The following is a 15,217-nucleotide window of genomic DNA, read 5'->3' on the forward strand; positions in this document are numbered from 1 at the left end:
GGAAGGATCGAGCTGATCAGGGACCAAGCGTCATCTCAAAACTTGTGATGCCGAGCTTCATCGACACGGCCCGCAACTACCTGGGCGGTGTGTTTGGCAAAGGGCCCCACACCCATCAGCGTTGCCGAGCCGTCGCCGGTCCAGTTGCCGTAACCGACTAGATGCAAATTCTCCACCTCAGGTTCGCGGTCGCGCATGAGGTGGCGGAATGGAGCGAGGGCCGGACGAAAACCAGTGCACCAGATCAGGTGGTCGTGGTCGAGCTCGCTCAAGCTATCGAAAATGGGGGTAGCGGTGAGCTGACCGGAGTTGCGGAGCTCACGTAGATGAGGAAGCGCGACAATGTCCCCGAGGTCCGGTCCGGAACCGCCGCCAAGAATCCGGCGGCGGCTGTTGAGAAAGAGATCGCGGCCATCGACGTCGTCAGGCATCCAGCGCGGTTGCTCACGTGTGAACCATGTGACCTCCGACGTCCCGATGAGGTCTGCGGCGATCTGGGCACCCGAGTTCGCCCCACCGACCACCGCGACCTTCGCCCCGCGGAATGGTTCGGGACCGGGGTAGGACGACGAGTGCCACTGGCGTCCCTGGAAGGTACCGGGATAGTGGGGCACGAAGGGCGCGGACCACGTACCTGTGGCCGCGATAACGTGTTCCGCTGTGAATTTACCGGCGCTCGTATCTAGGTAGAACATCCCTTCGTCATGGGACACGCTGTGAACGTGCACTGGGCGCCTAACCGGGAGTTCATAGCGTTTTTCGTAGCTTTCCAGATAGTCGATGACATGACTTGCCGGCGGGTACCCCGGGTACCGCGGCATAGGCCAGCCGGGCAGGTTGGAAAACTCCGCGGCGGAGAAAAGTGTCAGTGAAGGCCACGTGTGCAACCACGCTCCACCGGGTTCCTCTTGGTTGTCCAAGATCATGAAGTCCACTTTGAAGCGCCGCAGGTAGTATGCCGTGGCTAGGCCGGACTGGCCACCACCGACGACGATGGCCGTGTGATGCTCAGCCAATCGATCATCCCTCCATAATCTCCCGGAAGTGACGCTTCAGTATCGTTTCTCACCTCATCGGGCACATGCCCGACCAGTTGTGTCTCCGCAAACTCACCAACAGGGAGAGCTTGTCAGTAGTAGTCAACAATCACCACCTTAACGCCCCTCGTTACACGTTGAGCTTGAGCTCCACGGATTGTCGAAAGACAATCACCTCCCCCGAGCCGCCAAGCCCTTTTCCGTATTACGATTACGTCGCGACGCGGTCTTCGTTTCCGCCGAGACAAGAACGACTCGTAGGGCACCTAAACTGGGCTGCATGAACGACCTGACCATCGCGCCCGGCCCGGGGATCCCCGACGGTGCAGTCATCGCTGCTGCCGACCTAACGGAGAGGTTCTCGAAGTCGTCGGGTCCGGGCGGCCAGGGCGTCAACACGACCGACAGCAAGGTCCAGCTTTCCATCGATATCACTGAAAGCGCATCGCTTACCGACGCCCAACGCCGCCGCATCTTCCTCAACCTCGAGCACCGCATGGACGGCTCCGTCCTCACCGTGACTGCATCGACCCAGCGGTCGCAGGTGCGCAACCGAGCTGAGGCACGCGAACGCATGGCCACCCTGTTGCGCGAGGCCCTCGCCCCGCCTCCTCCCCCACGGCGTAAGACGAAGCCGACACGGGGCTCGGTGCGGCGCCGACTCGAAGCGAAGAAACGGCGCTCGGAGCTCAAGTCCACGAGGCGGCGGCCCCAAATCCCCTAGGTCGGGTCTACGCCGAGGCAGCTTGGACCGGCTGAATCCGCTCGATCTCGGCAAGGGCCTTGTCCTCCGCCACCGCAATCTCATACTGGTTCTGCAGATTCATCCAGAACATAGGCTCGACGCCAAAGAACTTTCCGAGCCTAAGCGCGGTGTCAGCCGTAATCCCGCGTTTCCCGTGCACGATCTCGTTGATACGACGAGGGGGCACCCCGATCGATACGGCAAGCTTGTGCTGGGTGATTTCAAATCCCTCAATGAAATCCTCGAGAAGAATCTCTCCAGGATGAATCGGCGGATAAAGCTTCTCCGACATGGCGTTCCTTAGTGATAATCCTCGATGGTCACTTGTTCGGGCCCCGCGCTCGTCCAGCGAAAAGTGATTCTCCACTGGTCATTGACCCGGATGCTGAAAGTCCCTTTCCTGTCGCCCTTGAGCGCCTCTAGGCGGTTCCCGGGCGGCATACCGAGGGAGTCAAGGGAGACTGCCGCATCGAGCTGGTGGAGTTTCTTGTTCGCCGACGTGTGGATCCGAAGATCCAATTTCGGAACCGGCTCACGCAGAAACACCAGTTCTGTTTGTCGATTCCCGAACGAATAAATCATGCTTCGCCCTATCCCCCATAACACGAAGCGTCAATAACGCTACACGTTAAATTTGAACTCCACGGTATATCGTTGCAAAGTTACTCCCTCTCGTTAACACCATCAAAAGGAGTGTTATCCAATGAAAGCGTTCGGCTTCTTAAGCTTCGGGCATTACGCCTTCGGCAGCTAGTGCGGGCCATCTGCGGAAAAGATCGCCAAGACTCGTCTGGAGATCACCCAGGCTGCGGACGAAATCGGCGTGAACAACGCGTCCTTCCGAGTCCACCACTTCGCGCTGCAGGCCTCCGCCCCGATGCCGCTGCTGTGTGCTATCGCGGCCACCACCAAAATCATCGAGGTGGGCACCGGCGGCATCGACATGCGCTAGCGCATATCGGGGTTGTAGCGTTTGAGTCATTGACTCCCGCCGTCTACAAGTACCTACACACTTGATCGGTGCTGCACGTTTCAGGATCCGGGTGCGCGGCTTCCTGGCTAAGGTCCGCGATAGTGTCGCGCAGCACGGAGAGCTGCGCGATCTGCTGCTCGATCTCAGCGAGGCGCACGTCAAGCAGGTCGCGCACGTGCTCGCAGGGCGCATGGCCGCCGTCGCGGATGTCGAGGATCTGGCGGATCTGGGCGAGGGTGAGGCCCGCGGCCTGGCCGCGGTGGATGAAGTCGATCCGAGCGACCGTCTCGGGCGCGTAGTCGCGGTATCCGGACGGCGTGCGCTCGGTCGGGGGCAGAAGGCCCTGTTCCTCGTAGAAGCGAAGGGTCTTCGCGGTAGTGCCCGCCCTCTCGGCGAGTTCTCCGATCCACATTACTGTCTCCCTCCGTGGCCGCGCTTGACCTTCCCCTGCACTGGAAGGTCCAGTATGGCTGAGACAGAGCAGAAAGCCAAGAGTTGACAGGAGCAGCGATGCCTACGAAGTACGATCTCGCCATCATCGGATCGGGAGGCGGCGCGTTCGCCGCTGCGATCCGCGCCAGCACGCTCGGGAAGTCGGTGGTGATGATCGAGCGCGGGACGCTCGGCGGCACCTGCGTGAACACGGGCTGCGTCCCGTCGAAGGCGCTCATTGCCGCGGCCGGCGCGCGGCACGTCGCGGTCGACGCCGCAACCCGGTTCCCCGGGATCGCGACGACGGCGGATCCCGTAGACATGCCCGCGCTGATCGCTGGGAAGCAAGCGTTGGTGGAGTCGCTGCGCGGCGAGAAGTACGCCGACGTCGCCGACTCCTACGGCTGGCAGGTCCGACGCGGCGACGCCTCGTTCGTGGGCACCCCTGATGCGCCGGTTCTCGATGTTGCCGGATCCGACGGAAGCGTCGAGACCATCGAGGCCCACCACTACCTGGTCGCGACTGGTTCTCGCCCGTGGGCACCGCCGATCGACGGCCTGGAGGAGACCGGATACCTGACCTCGACCACGGCGATGGAGCTGACGGAGGTCCCCGAGTCGCTGCTGGTGCTCGGCGGCGGCTACGTCGCCCTGGAGCAGGCGCAGCTGTTCGCCCGCCTCGGCTCGCAGGTCACGCTGCTCGTGCGGTCCCGGCTCGCGTCGAAGGAGGAGCCGGAGGTGTCGAAGGCGCTCCAGGAGGTGTTCGCCGACGAGGGCATCCGCGTCGTCAGCCGCGCAGTGCCCACCCGGGTCTCCCGCGGCACGGGAGGCGAGGCCGTCGTGACCGCCGCCTTGTCCGGCGGCTCGCAGGAGTTCCGCGCCGACCAGGTCCTGGTCGCCCTCGGACGCCGTCCCGTCACCGATGGCCTGAACCTCGATGCGGTCGGGGTGAATACCGGAGACTCCGGCGAGGTGGTCGTCTCCGACCGGCTGCAGTCCTCGAACCCGCGGGTCTGGGCCGCGGGCGACGTGACCGGGCACCCCGAGTTCGTCTACGTCGCCGCCCACCACGGCACCCTCGTCGCCGAGAACGCGTTCGCCGACGCCGACCGGTCCGTCGACTACGCCCGCCTGCCGCGGGTGACGTTCACCGGGCCCGCGATCGGCGCGGTCGGGATGACCGAGAAGGACGTCCTCGCCGCGGGGATCCGCTGCAACTGCCGCGTCCTGCCCCTGCACCACGTGCCCCGCGCCTTGGTGAACCGCGACACCCGCGGGTTCATCAAGATCGTCGTGAACGCCGAGACGAACGAGATCCTCGGCCTGACCGCCGTCGCCAAGGACGCCGGGGAGCTCGCCGCCGCAGGCATCCACGTGCTCGGCAGGACCGTCGCCGAGGTCGCCAACGCCTGGGCCCCCTACCTGACCATGGCCGAGGGCATCCGGATCGCCGCGAAGGCCTTCACCACCGACCCGTCGCTGCTGTCGTGCTGCGCATGAACGGCAACGCAGGCAATCGGGGAGATCTCATCCTGAAGCAGACGATGAGCGCCGATCAGGACCGCGACGAATGGCGCGCCGGTCCCGTCGTCGCTGCAGTGACCGGGCTGCTCTTGCTGGCATGCTGCGCGCTTCCGTCGCTGCTCTGCTGCGGCCTGCCGTTCATCGCGGCGGGCGGAGCACTCGCAGGCGTCGGTGGGCTCCTCGGTAATCCCTGGATCATCGGTGCCGGGACCGCCGTCGTGATGGCCGTCATGGCGGGGATGCTCGTCAGGCTACGGCGGCGGCACCGGCGCCGCAGGTCCGGCTGCTGTGAAAATCCTTCGACCGCTGATCGGAACCGGTAGTTCGAGCGGATCCAGCGATCACTGCCACCTGCGGAGGCCGCTGAAATCGAAGCCCGACGGGAGAAGGAGGAGCAAAAAGCGTTCGAATCAACCGGTGACGAGGATAATACTGAGGCTGGATCCCGGCCGTCGCGACGCGGTCTCCGCTTCCGCCGAGACGAGAAAGGGTTGTGGGCACCTAGGCTGGGCGGCATGAACGACCTGACCATAGCGCCCGGCCCGGGGATCCCCGACGGTGCGGTCATCGCCGCCGATCTCGCGGAGCGTTTCGCGAAATCGTCGACTCCAGGCGGCCAGGGCGTCAACACGACGGACGGCAAAGTCCAGCTTTCCATCGATGTCGCCGAATGCGCATCGCTTACCGACGCCCAGCGTCACCGTATCTCGCGCAACCTCGAGCACCGCCTAGACGGCTCCGTCTTTACCGTGACTGCGTCGACTCAGCGGTCTGTGTTTCGCTCCTGGTCCTCTCGCTTGCACCTGCGACACAGCCTCGTGCCCCCGGGCCGTAGCGTTCGGGGGAGCACAATAGCCCCAGCCCCTTCACGTCCCGGGATCAAAGAGTTCCTCGCAGAGGTTAAGCACTACACGTTGAACTTGAACTCCACGGAGTGTCGGCGATAAATAACCATTTTATTCGCAAGTGCGGAAGTAGCAACGAAATACCGCTAAAACGGACAACATGGGGGTGCACAGAAATACATATAGGTTCTGCGGAAAACCTATAGGGATCGTCGCTATAAACCGCTGTGCGTGGAAAACATAAAGGGTTTACGGACCCGGTCCCAGCCCCCTCAATACTCTGAGCCGGGAGAATGGAAAATGGAAGTCGATGTATCCCCACTATTCATTTTTCCGTTCTTCGGAGTACACCGGGAGCTACTCCTTCGGACCAGCTCCGTGTGAACTAGATGAGAAAGCGCAGCAGCGAATCATCGACGCTGGACAGTTGGTACTGCGGGCCCGCGAGCGGCACCCCGAGGGGTCACTCGCGGAGCACTACAACCCGTTAGCGATGGACCAAACTCTGCTCAAGGCTCACGACGAAATGGACCGAGAAGTAAATAAAGCTTTCGGTGTGGCACGCAAACTCACCAACGAGCGCCAGCGCCAGGAGCTACTGTTCGCCAGCTACGGGGAGTTGTCGAGGGGCTAATCTCCTCGCTTCCATCAAAATCGAAACCACCAGCAGGGTCGTTCCCCGTGCGGGTAATTTTGATCGGCCCCGCTGCTGGGTATAGAACCCTGTCGCCGGCAACGCCGGGAACTATGACTGTGCCCGACGAGAACACGTCACTGTCATAACCCGGCTCACGGTAGACCAGCACTGGTCGTCCACTACTACTGGTGGATTTCGGTTTGGGTGGCGGGGAGATTAACGCCGCCGGCCTCGTTTTTTGCGTTGAGGAGGGCGTTGACTACTTCCCGATTGTGAAATTGGCCGATGGTGCGATGGAGAGGAACCAGTCACCTGAAAGAGATCGATCCAGTCGCTGGTGCGCAATCTGGGGGGTAGGGTTGCGGGGTCGATTCCTCGCGAGCGCAACCATGATTGTGTATCTGAACGTGATGAAAACAACCCTGCCCTTCGGAGAATTTCCCCTATCCCGCGTCCCCGGGCGGTGAAAACGGTGTGCACCATAGCCTGAAAGGCTTTGCGTTGCTCTATCGGGATCTTCGGGTCACCCACCCGGCGGATCACTAAGATCCCCCCGTCAACGTTAGGCTGTGGACGGAAAGCAGACCTTGGTACTCGGGAACCAAGGTGAAACGTGAACCATGGGGACCACTGAGCCGTCATCATCGTGCTTGCGCCTACCCCGGCCCGGCGGCGAGCGACTTCCCACTGCATGAGGAGTACAGCGTCAGTCCATGCCGGCGCATGCAACAACTTTCGAAGAATGGCAGTGGTGAGGTGAAAGGGAATGTTTCCCACAATGACGCAGGGAGTGGCGGGTAACGGGAAGTTAAGGAAATCATCATGGACCACTTCGACCGACGCCGAGGCGGTCTTTTTTGTGAGTTTGGCAGCTAGTTTTGCGTCTACCTCAACTGCCGTTATTGCCCTCCCCAAGCGGGATATCGGGTGAGTGAGGGCACCGCTTCCCGGCCCGATCTCGATGATGGGGCCGGTGGTTTGTTTTACAAGATCGACGATGGTGTTGATGATCTTTTGGTCTGTGAGAAAATTTTGGCCATGTTCGTGACGGCCGTATCCGTATGTAGACATCAGGTGTGCTCCGTGGAGTTGAAACGGAGCCGGGCATGGCAAATGGCCGCCCGGCTAAAGGACCGGAGCGGTTTTTGACCCGCGGGAGGGAGAAAACCGCCTTAGCGGTTGGTGAGCGGCCGCATGAAAACGGAACCTGAAATCAACATGGTTCTATCGTATCCAATTAATTTCACAGGGTGCAATACGGTGAGAAAGAAGACAACCGCACCGCAACAGTGCAAGACCTCTCTGGATTGGAATTTGTCCTACCTTCGGGGCGTCATACAGACGCCACTGGCGTATTTTGTCTCTGGGCAACGAGGGGGAGTTACCCCCACCTCCGAATGTTTTTAAGGTGCACCCCTGATTACGCTGGGGTGCGGGAGTAATTCTGTCCGACCGATCGGACTGTCCAGCGAGGTCCCAGCAGATGATCGCGTCGATTTCGCCGCGTTCGAGGGATGCCACCATGGCGTCGTAGTTGGGGCGAGCCACATTCTTCTTTGACGCGGAAATGGACTGATCGACGTCGTTATGTCCTATGTCCAACGTGCAAGCCACGCTGCTTTGCAATGACTTCACAGTCCTGAGGCTGCAGGTCGATGGTGCGGCCATCCACGTCAGCGTCTCGTGAGATACGACGGCAAATAGGAGCGCGTGTTGTCAAACGCTATTAATAAGGCCCTTAGCTACACGTTGTACTTAAATTCAACGGTATGTAGTTGCAAAGTTACTTTCTCGAGAACCTCGCCACCCACGTCGCTCCCGCGTTGGGCGGCAGCCGAACCACAAAGGATCAGTCATCTGCTATCCCATCGACTAATTCTTGCAGGTCGCAGGACCTTCGCGTAACTGTCAGTTCAGCACACTTTGAATAGTTCAGCACACGATGTATTGTTCAGCACATGCTGACTATTGCTTCACGCCTCGACGTCATGAACCGGCTCGGCCGGGCCATGGCGGATCCGACGCGTTCCAGAATCCTGATGACACTACTCGACGGCCCGAGCTACCCGGCCGTACTTTCGCGCGACCTGGGCCTGACCCGCTCAAACGTCTCGAACCACCTGACCTGCCTGCGTGACTGCGGCATCGTCGTTGCCGAGCCGGAGGGCCGCAAGACACACTACGAAATCGCCGATCCGCACCTCGCGGCAGCGCTCGACGCGCTAGTGAACGCGACGTTGGCTGTCGACGAAAACGCCCCGTGCATCGACCCTGAGTGCTCCGTGCCCGGCTGCGGCGAGAAGGGAGAGGACGCATGAGCTCGGCGTGTGGATGCGAACACGAACCCGCCAATGAGATCGAAGAACTCGATCGGCCATGGTGGAAGGACCCCGAGTTGCTACTGCCGATCTTCTCCGGCGTAGCCCTCTGCGTAGGCCTGGCGCTGGGCTGGTCCGGGCTAGCGACACCCGCGACAGTACTGTTCTGGGTCGGCCTGCTGCTAGGGGCGTATACGTTCGCGCCCGACGCGATCCGAAACCTTGTCACGAAGCGCAAGCTCGGCATTGGTTTGCTGATGACCATCAGCGCGGTCGGCGCGGTAATCCTCGGTTACGTCGGAGAGGCCGCGGCGCTAGCGTTCCTGTACTCGATCGCCGAGGCGCTGGAAGACAAGGCGATGGACCGGGCGCAGGGCGGACTGCGGGCACTGTTGAAGTTGGTACCGCAGACCGCGACGGTGCTGCGCGACGGCACGTCGGTCGAGGTCGCAGCGAAGGACCTCGCGGCTGGCGAGCTTATGCTCGTGCGCCCCGGAGAGCGGATCGCCACGGACGGCATCATTCGGTCTGGGCGCTCCAGCCTTGACACCTCAGCGATCACCGGAGAATCCATTCCGGAGGAGGTTGCGCCCGGCGACGAGGTGCCCGCGGGAGCGATCAACTCCGCCGGTGTGCTGGAAGTCCAGACGACCGCAGCTGGAACGGACAACTCGCTGACCACACTCGTGGACCTGGTCGAGCAGGCGCAGGCGGAAAAGGGCGACCGCGCCCGGATCGCCGACCGGATTGCCCGACCCCTCGTGCCCGGGGTGATGATCCTGGCGGTGCTAGTCGGCGTGATCGGCTCGCTGCTGGGCGACCCCGAGACGTGGATCACCCGTGCGTTGGTGGTTCTGGTCGCAGCGTCGCCGTGCGCGCTGGCAATCTCCGTGCCGCTGACGGTCGTGGCCGCGATCGGCGCGGCCAGCCAGTTCGGCGTGGTCATCAAGTCTGGCGCGGCGTTCGAGCGGCTCGGCGGCATCCGTCACCTGGCGGTGGACAAGACCGGAACCCTCACCCGCAACCAGCCCGAGGTTACCGGCGTGGTCCCGGCAGACGGGTTCGATCGGGCGCAGGTGCTTACTTTCGCTGCGGCAGTTGAGCAGCAATCGACGCACCCCCTCGCCGCGGCGATCGCGGCAGCGGAGCCCGAAGCACCCGCCGCCCTGGACATCAGCGAGGAAGCCGGACATGGCATCGGCGGCACCGTCGAAGGCCGACGCCTGCTGGTCGGCAGCCCCCGGTGGATCGACGCCGGGCCACTGAAGGGAGACGTTGAGCGCATGGAATCCGAAGGCCAGACCTGCGTCCTGGTCACCGTCGATGACACCCTCGCCGGAGCGATCGGCGTCCGCGACGAGCTGCGGCCCGAGGTGCCCGAAGCCGTGCAGACCCTGCGCGCCAACGATGTGGAAGTGAGCATGCTCACCGGCGACAACACTCGTACCGCCCGGGCGCTGGCTGAAATCGCCGGAATCGACGACGTGCGCGCCGAGCTGCGCCCAGAGGACAAGGCAAGCATCGTAGCCGAACTCTCCTCCAAGACGCCGACGGCGATGATCGGCGACGGCATCAACGACGCGCCGGCACTGGCGGGCGCAACGGTGGGCATTGCGATGGGAGCAACCGGCTCTGACGCCGCGATCGAGTCCGCTGACGTCGCCTTCACTGGCCACGACCTCCGGCTGATCCCGCAGGCGCTGCAGCACGCCCGCCGAGGCAGCAGGATCATCAACCAAAACATCGTGCTGTCTCTGGCTATCATTATCGTGTTGATGCCACTGGCGATCAGCGGTGTGCTGGGCCTGGCCGCCGTCGTGTTGGTTCACGAAGTCGCCGAAGTCATCGTGATCTTGAACGGCCTGCGGGCTGCACGAGCGAAACGCTGAGGCTGTGACCGGCAAGTCTTATAAGAGTTAAACCACGCGCCGAGCGCACACACGTTGGACCAGGCGAGTCATTCGAGTTCACCACCTGGTCCTTCTCGATGCGTGCAGGCACGGGAACTGTGGGTGAACCTAATAGTTCAACGGCCCGATACCGCTTGCAGATTCTACACTCGAGGTAGCGGAATGGACCGAGGCCGAACGAAAACCGGAGATAGAGACAGCGCTCTTCAACCTACCCCCCAATAACGCGAAACGTCATTAACGCTCCGCGTTACACGTTAAATTTGAACTCCACCACTTCGACATCAGTCGCCAAGAAGTCTTCCGGTGGTGCATGCGCTACAACACCCGCAGACGGCACTCCTGGTGCAACTTTCTAGCCCCCAATGACTTCGAAGCACTCACATCAGCTACGCTGACCCAAGCAGCATAGCTAACCCCCGACGTGTCTACTTTCCGGGGGTCAGGCCCGTGCTCGACAACCCCAGCGGACTCAACGCCCACGCCAGCGTCGCGGACCATGCGGCCGGGTACCGGAAGGTGGCCAAGGCCGCGGGCATCGCGATTTAATCCCGCGCAGAGCCGGAGACTGTGACCTGGCGATCATTGATGCACAAGGTGCTGTCAGCGGCAGCAATAACTGCGGCATCGTGCGTGGCGGCCAGAACGAGTGCGCCCCCGTCCGCAGCTCGCCGCAGGAGCGCGATAACTTGGTCGCGGTTAGTGGGGTCGAGGGAGGCGGTCGGCTCGTCAGCGAACACATAAGCCGCGCCGCGGAGCAGGGCTCGGGCGATCGCCAGCCGCTGCTGCTCGCCTCCGCTGAGAATAGCTGCCGGCCCGTCGAAGGGGACATCAAGACCGACTTCGCCGAGGGAGTGCAGCAATTCTTCTTTGGAGTATTGCTTCCTGGATAGCCCGAGGGTGAGGTTATCTTCGCAGCTTAGTTCGGGAATGATTCCGTGGTCTTGGTGGATTATCGCTGCGCGTTCTCGCCAGAACCTCCGCCTCCGCTTCATCCTCCACGCGGAGGCATTCTCACCGTCTATCCGGAGGAGGCCGTCCGCCGGCGGCAGGAGCCCGGCCAAGGTGTTGAGCAGCAAAGTCTTTCCGGAACCGCTGGCTCCACAGATGGCGACAAAGCCTGGCCCGGGTAGGGAAAACGTTGCATTTTCCACGAGGGACTTCTTCACCATCCGCGTGCTGCGCCCCACAGAAAAAGTCGACTCCGCGGCGAGACAGAGATGAGAGGTGGAAATCTCCGGCGGCAGAGTGGGGGACTGATTGGGGCTAGCCAATGACATTGTGACTCCTAGGGGAGGCGGACATGTGCTGAGAAATACTGAGACGGACAAAACCGAGGTAGACGATTAAGACAAGGCAGCTTAGTGCGGTGAAGGTGTAGAGGAACGGGTTGGGAAGCAGTAGCGGAGCCAGGACGGACAATATGACGACAACTGTCAGGCTGACCAGTTGGCTTTTGAATAGTCGCCACATCGTTTTGTCCGGTGATTGCCCAGCGCTGTGGAGGAGTACCAGGAGGCGACGGTGAACTCGGAGCTGGATGCGCGCCTGGACTATCAAGGCCGCAAGCGTGGCGAGCAAAGCTCCGAGGACGCTCAGGATACTCAGCCAGAACAGCGCCGTGCTGGCTACTAGTTCGGCCAGACCGCGATCGGCCGCGTGTACCGGGTACACGTAGCCTTCGAGGCCGGCAGCGGTAAGTTCTGGACCCAGTTCCGAGAAATCCGCGAAGAGCAAATTTTTACTCGAAGCTGTGGAGCTTAGGAAGTCTGCGTCGAAGCCGGATAGATCGTCCGTTTCAAGCACGTAAAAACAATCGCCGGGAACCAGTTCCCCCGACATTGTTCCACTAATGAATCCGACCGCATGATCGGCACTGACCGGACCAATTTGCGCAGATTTAAGGAGCAGGTCGCCGGATTCCTGAGCCCACAGATCCACGGAAGCTGCGAAATGCTCTTGGGCTGCGGAATAGTCGACCGAGTGGTTGTCGTCTCCGGGACGGAACTGATAATCCTGCAGATCGTGCCATTGGCGGTTGGCAAGTGCCACGGGGCAGGAGTCCGGCACACCGGTAGCTTCTTTCGGCAAAGTATGGCTGAGGACAGCCCCGTGCTCCCGTTCCCAGCTGAGCGCGAAGTCGCGGAAGTTCTGCTGCACACTGGGCGGCAAGAGCTCGCCTCCTTCCGCGCGGCCAGCAGGGCCGTCGAAGTTGGCTGAAAAATGCAAGGCTCCAAACTCTGCGAGAGATTTCCAGGTCTGTTGGGCCTCGGATTCCTGCTGGTAGGAGCGGAGCGCAGCCGCTGAGCTAAGACCCGCTGCTACAAAGGTCACGCAGGTAAAGACCGAAATTACTTTCAGCGCTTTTCCCGCCGCCTTCTCTGCGGGGGCACGCTGCCCCAGCAGCGCTACTGCGCGGCGCAACAATGGGGCGGTGACGGCTACGGCCAAACCGGTGGTAGCCAGGGCCAAGCCTATCCCGGCGGCGTAGAACCTGAGGAACTGGAGGGCAAAAGAATAGCTCCCTTGGCGGGCGAGGAATGTACTCGCAAGGCCAATGAGAACTAGGTGCGGGAGGATGACAAAGGTCCATTGCCGCCAATTGCCTTTTTGACTGCGGTGCCCGCCATTTATTGTGCGCAGCGCTGCCAATCTAAGACCGGAAACCCGAAGAACAAATACCAGGGCAAAAAGGGAAACGACAAATAGAAACAGGATCGCCACCAACGCGGGCAGGCGGAATACGACCGATTGGATGAGGTGAAGGAACTGCGTCTTTTCGCTTAGCCTGAGCCCGTCATTCCTGGCCGATTCGTAGAAGTGGTTCGCATTGCCACCCGTTGCTTTGGGAACCAAGACGTAGTCACCGTGGTAATCCAGCGACCCAAGCTCACTGGACGCTTGGCTCAAGGCATCCGGCCGGTTGAGCCGGGGAATGCGTTCCGGTGCTGGATAATTTTGCTCCAGCGGGATGAAAACCTCGTGGGAAGTCCCGCTTGCGTCATCGGTGCCAGTCAGCCGGTAGATGGAGTAGCCGTTCTGCTCGGCCAATGAAACCAGTGAGTTACGGATTACCGTCGGTGCGTAGTCTGACTCAAGTTCCTCCGCGAGTGAAGTCTTAGGCTCGACGTAGTCAAGACTAAAGGTTGATTCGACCCCTAAGGACAAGGGCTTGGTGGAGTCAACCAGGGCTGTCAGCAGCCACCCAGTAGTCGCGATGACTGCAGCAAGAAGTAGGCTCAAAAGCCCAAGTACTAGGGGTCGAATGCGCATGAGTTCTAGCAGAAGTTGTAGTAGTAGCTGTCCTTAGTGCCCGGCAAATTCGTTGCCCAAAGCTCGGCGATCGACTTCTGGCCGCCGCGGGTGTTGATGCTTCGTTGCGTTCTGCCGTTGACGGTCACAGTCGAAGTATGGCACCGATTCACGGTGAAATAAGAACGCGCCTTAGCGTTCCAGAATCCGTCGATCTCGCCGCGCTCAAAAGACGCCACCATCGCGTCGTAGTCGGGGCGGTCCACGTCCTTCTTCGACGCGGAGATCGACTGATCGACGTAGGTATGCACGACGTCCCAGCCGCGTTGCTTGGCAAGGGCTTCGCAGTCCTGACGCTGCCGGTCGATGGCGAGGCCGTCCATGGCAGCGTCTAGCGAGATACGGAGGTAAATAGCGGCGCGTGTAGTCATACGCTATTCATAGCGCATTTAGGTTACATTGAAACGAAATTCCACGACATCGCCGTCCGCCATGACGTAGTCCTTGCCCTCCTGCCGAACCTTGCCGGCGGCGCGGGCTTCGGCCATGGAGCCGAGCTCGTCGAGGTCGTCGAAGGCGACGATTTCGGCCTTGATGAAACCCTTCTCGAAGTCAGTGTGGATCACGCCGGCAGCCTTGGGTGCGGTGTCACCCTTGTGGATGGTCCAGGCGCGGGATTCCTTGGGGCCGGCGGTGAGGTAGGTCTGGAGACCGAGGGTTTCGAAACCGGCGCGAGCGAGCGTCGATAAGCCGGGCTCGTCTTGGCCCACGGCCGCGAGAAGCTCTGCTGCGTCCTCTTCGTCGAGCTCGAGGAGCTCAGTCTCGGTCTGGGCATCGAGGAAGACAGCCTCAGCGGGAGCGACGAGATCGCGGAGCTCCTGCTTCTTCGCGTCGTCGGTGAGGACTCCCTCGTCGGAGTTGAAGACGTAGAGGAACGGCTTCGCGGTCATGAGGTGCAGGTCGCGGACGAGCGAAAGGTCGATCTCGCCGGCCTTGGATGCAGCGAAGAGAGTCGTGTCGTTCTCGAGAATGGCCTGCGCCTTCTTGGCTTCCTCGGCCTGGGCGGCGAGGTCCTTGTCCTTGCGGCCGTCCTTCTCCAGACGCGGCAGCGCCTTCTCGATGGTCTGGAGATCAGCGAGGATGAGCTCGGTGTTGATCACAGCGATGTCGCTGGCCGGATCCACCTGGCCGTCGACGTGGATGACATTGTCATCAGAAAATGCGCGCACGACCTGGCAGATCGCGTCCGCCTCGCGGATATTTGCGAGGAAGGCATTGCCCATGCCCTCGCCTTCGGAGGCGCCCTTGACGATGCCGGCGATGTCCACGAAGGAGACCGTGGCCGGCAGGATCTCCTGGGAGCCGAAGATCTCAGCCAGGCGGTCGAGGCGCTTGTCCGGCAGCGGCACCAGGCCGACATTCGGCTCGATGGTGGCAAACGGGTAGTTGGCCGCCAGGACCTCGTTGCGGGTCAGTGCGTTGAACAGGGTGGACTTGCCCACATTGGGCAGGCCGACGATTCCAAGAGTAAGGCTCACGGTGGC

Annotated in this window: 17 protein-coding genes and 2 pseudogenes; 9 read left to right on the top strand and 10 right to left on the bottom strand. The window is 61.6% G+C overall.

The window, feature by feature from the left end; genetic code table 11:
- Window positions 1-35: 35 nt before the first annotated feature.
- Window positions 36-1,016, bottom strand: coding sequence for an NAD(P)/FAD-dependent oxidoreductase (locus tag M3G19_RS05545; protein ID WP_259901272.1), 981 nt, complete (start codon window positions 1,014-1,016; stop codon window positions 36-38).
- A 301-nt stretch (window positions 1,017-1,317) separates the two neighbouring features.
- Here M3G19_RS05545 and arfB point away from each other — a divergent pair, with 301 nt between their 5' ends.
- A complete protein-coding gene (gene arfB / locus M3G19_RS05550) occupies window positions 1,318-1,761 on the top strand; it encodes an alternative ribosome rescue aminoacyl-tRNA hydrolase ArfB (protein WP_259901273.1) in 444 nt (147 codons plus the stop codon).
- Between the two features lie 7 nt (window positions 1,762-1,768).
- On the opposite strand, the gene M3G19_RS05555 is transcribed toward arfB, so the two are convergent.
- Both M3G19_RS05555 and M3G19_RS05560 read right to left on the bottom strand, forming a co-directional pair.
- The gene (locus M3G19_RS05555) at window positions 1,769-2,074 is read right to left on the bottom strand and encodes a HigA family addiction module antitoxin (protein WP_259901274.1); all 306 of its coding nucleotides are present in this window, start codon (window positions 2,072-2,074) and stop codon (window positions 1,769-1,771) included.
- Window positions 2,075-2,082: 8 nt separating this feature from the next.
- Window positions 2,083-2,364: a type II toxin-antitoxin system RelE/ParE family toxin gene (locus tag M3G19_RS05560; protein ID WP_259901275.1), complete on the bottom strand. Its 282-nt coding sequence runs from the start codon at window positions 2,362-2,364 to the stop codon at window positions 2,083-2,085.
- A 121-nt stretch (window positions 2,365-2,485) separates the two neighbouring features.
- Here M3G19_RS05560 and M3G19_RS11895 point away from each other — a divergent pair.
- Window positions 2,486-2,731: pseudogene (locus M3G19_RS11895) on the top strand (alkane 1-monooxygenase); the annotation flags it as partial.
- A gap of 46 nt (window positions 2,732-2,777) precedes the next feature.
- Here M3G19_RS11895 and M3G19_RS05570 read toward each other — a convergent pair.
- A complete protein-coding gene (locus M3G19_RS05570; protein ID WP_259901276.1) occupies window positions 2,778-3,167 on the bottom strand; it encodes a heavy metal-responsive transcriptional regulator in 390 nt (129 codons plus the stop codon).
- 98 nt (window positions 3,168-3,265) lie between these two features.
- Between M3G19_RS05570 and merA the strand changes: the two genes are divergently transcribed.
- The 4 genes from merA to M3G19_RS05590 all read left to right on the top strand — a co-directional run bounded on the left by merA (window position 3,266) and on the right by M3G19_RS05590 (window position 6,190).
- Window positions 3,266-4,687 (top strand): mercury(II) reductase, encoded by a 1,422-nt coding sequence (gene merA, locus M3G19_RS05575; protein ID WP_259901277.1) that lies wholly within the window; start codon window positions 3,266-3,268, stop codon window positions 4,685-4,687.
- Window positions 4,684-5,034: a hypothetical protein gene (locus tag M3G19_RS05580; RefSeq protein WP_005293255.1), complete on the top strand. Its 351-nt coding sequence runs from the start codon at window positions 4,684-4,686 to the stop codon at window positions 5,032-5,034. The genes merA and M3G19_RS05580 overlap by 4 nt, the downstream gene beginning before the upstream one ends.
- A 192-nt stretch (window positions 5,035-5,226) precedes the next feature.
- Window positions 5,227-5,658 (top strand): peptide chain release factor I, encoded by a 432-nt coding sequence (locus M3G19_RS05585; RefSeq protein ID WP_259901278.1) that lies wholly within the window; start codon window positions 5,227-5,229, stop codon window positions 5,656-5,658.
- 208 nt (window positions 5,659-5,866) lie between these two features.
- The gene (locus tag M3G19_RS05590; protein WP_049189366.1) at window positions 5,867-6,190 is read left to right on the top strand and encodes a type IIL restriction-modification enzyme MmeI; all 324 of its coding nucleotides are present in this window, start codon (window positions 5,867-5,869) and stop codon (window positions 6,188-6,190) included.
- 219 nt (window positions 6,191-6,409) lie between these two features.
- Here M3G19_RS05590 and erm read toward each other — a convergent pair whose 3' ends face one another.
- Together erm and M3G19_RS05600 are read right to left on the bottom strand one after the other, a co-directional pair.
- The gene (gene erm / locus M3G19_RS05595) at window positions 6,410-7,264 is read right to left on the bottom strand and encodes a 23S ribosomal RNA methyltransferase Erm (protein ID WP_070429178.1); all 855 of its coding nucleotides are present in this window, start codon (window positions 7,262-7,264) and stop codon (window positions 6,410-6,412) included.
- A gap of 153 nt (window positions 7,265-7,417) precedes the next feature.
- Window positions 7,418-7,861, bottom strand: coding sequence for a recombinase family protein (locus M3G19_RS05600; RefSeq protein WP_223845690.1), 444 nt, complete (start codon window positions 7,859-7,861; stop codon window positions 7,418-7,420).
- Between the two features lie 290 nt (window positions 7,862-8,151).
- Between M3G19_RS05600 and M3G19_RS05605 the strand changes: the two genes are divergently transcribed.
- The 3 genes and pseudogenes from M3G19_RS05605 to M3G19_RS05615 all read left to right on the top strand — a co-directional run.
- Window positions 8,152-8,511, top strand: a complete 360-nt coding sequence (locus M3G19_RS05605; protein ID WP_259901279.1) for a helix-turn-helix transcriptional regulator — start codon at window positions 8,152-8,154, stop codon at window positions 8,509-8,511.
- Window positions 8,508-10,400, top strand: coding sequence for a cation-translocating P-type ATPase (locus M3G19_RS05610; RefSeq protein WP_259901280.1), 1,893 nt, complete (start codon window positions 8,508-8,510; stop codon window positions 10,398-10,400). Before M3G19_RS05605 ends, M3G19_RS05610 begins: the two co-directional genes overlap by 4 nt.
- A 310-nt stretch (window positions 10,401-10,710) precedes the next feature.
- Window positions 10,711-10,833, top strand: a pseudogene (locus tag M3G19_RS05615) (IS3 family transposase); the annotation flags it as partial.
- Between the two features lie 133 nt (window positions 10,834-10,966).
- On the opposite strand, the gene M3G19_RS05620 reads toward M3G19_RS05615, so the two are convergent.
- The 4 genes from M3G19_RS05620 to ychF form a co-directional block, all read right to left on the bottom strand.
- Window positions 10,967-11,575: an ATP-binding cassette domain-containing protein gene (locus M3G19_RS05620; protein ID WP_259901281.1), complete on the bottom strand. Its 609-nt coding sequence runs from the start codon at window positions 11,573-11,575 to the stop codon at window positions 10,967-10,969.
- Window positions 11,576-11,687: 112 nt separating this feature from the next.
- A complete protein-coding gene (locus tag M3G19_RS05625; protein WP_259901282.1) occupies window positions 11,688-13,694 on the bottom strand; it encodes a hypothetical protein in 2,007 nt (668 codons plus the stop codon).
- A gap of 5 nt (window positions 13,695-13,699) precedes the next feature.
- Window positions 13,700-14,104 (bottom strand): recombinase family protein, encoded by a 405-nt coding sequence (locus tag M3G19_RS05630; protein ID WP_259901283.1) that lies wholly within the window; start codon window positions 14,102-14,104, stop codon window positions 13,700-13,702.
- 18 nt (window positions 14,105-14,122) lie between these two features.
- Window positions 14,123-15,211: a redox-regulated ATPase YchF gene (ychF, locus tag M3G19_RS05635; protein WP_259901284.1), complete on the bottom strand. Its 1,089-nt coding sequence runs from the start codon at window positions 15,209-15,211 to the stop codon at window positions 14,123-14,125.
- Window positions 15,212-15,217: the final 6 nt, after the last annotated feature.

This window comes from Corynebacterium sp. p3-SID1194 (assembly GCF_025144155.1).
Taxonomy (GTDB): domain Bacteria; phylum Actinomycetota; class Actinomycetes; order Mycobacteriales; family Mycobacteriaceae; genus Corynebacterium.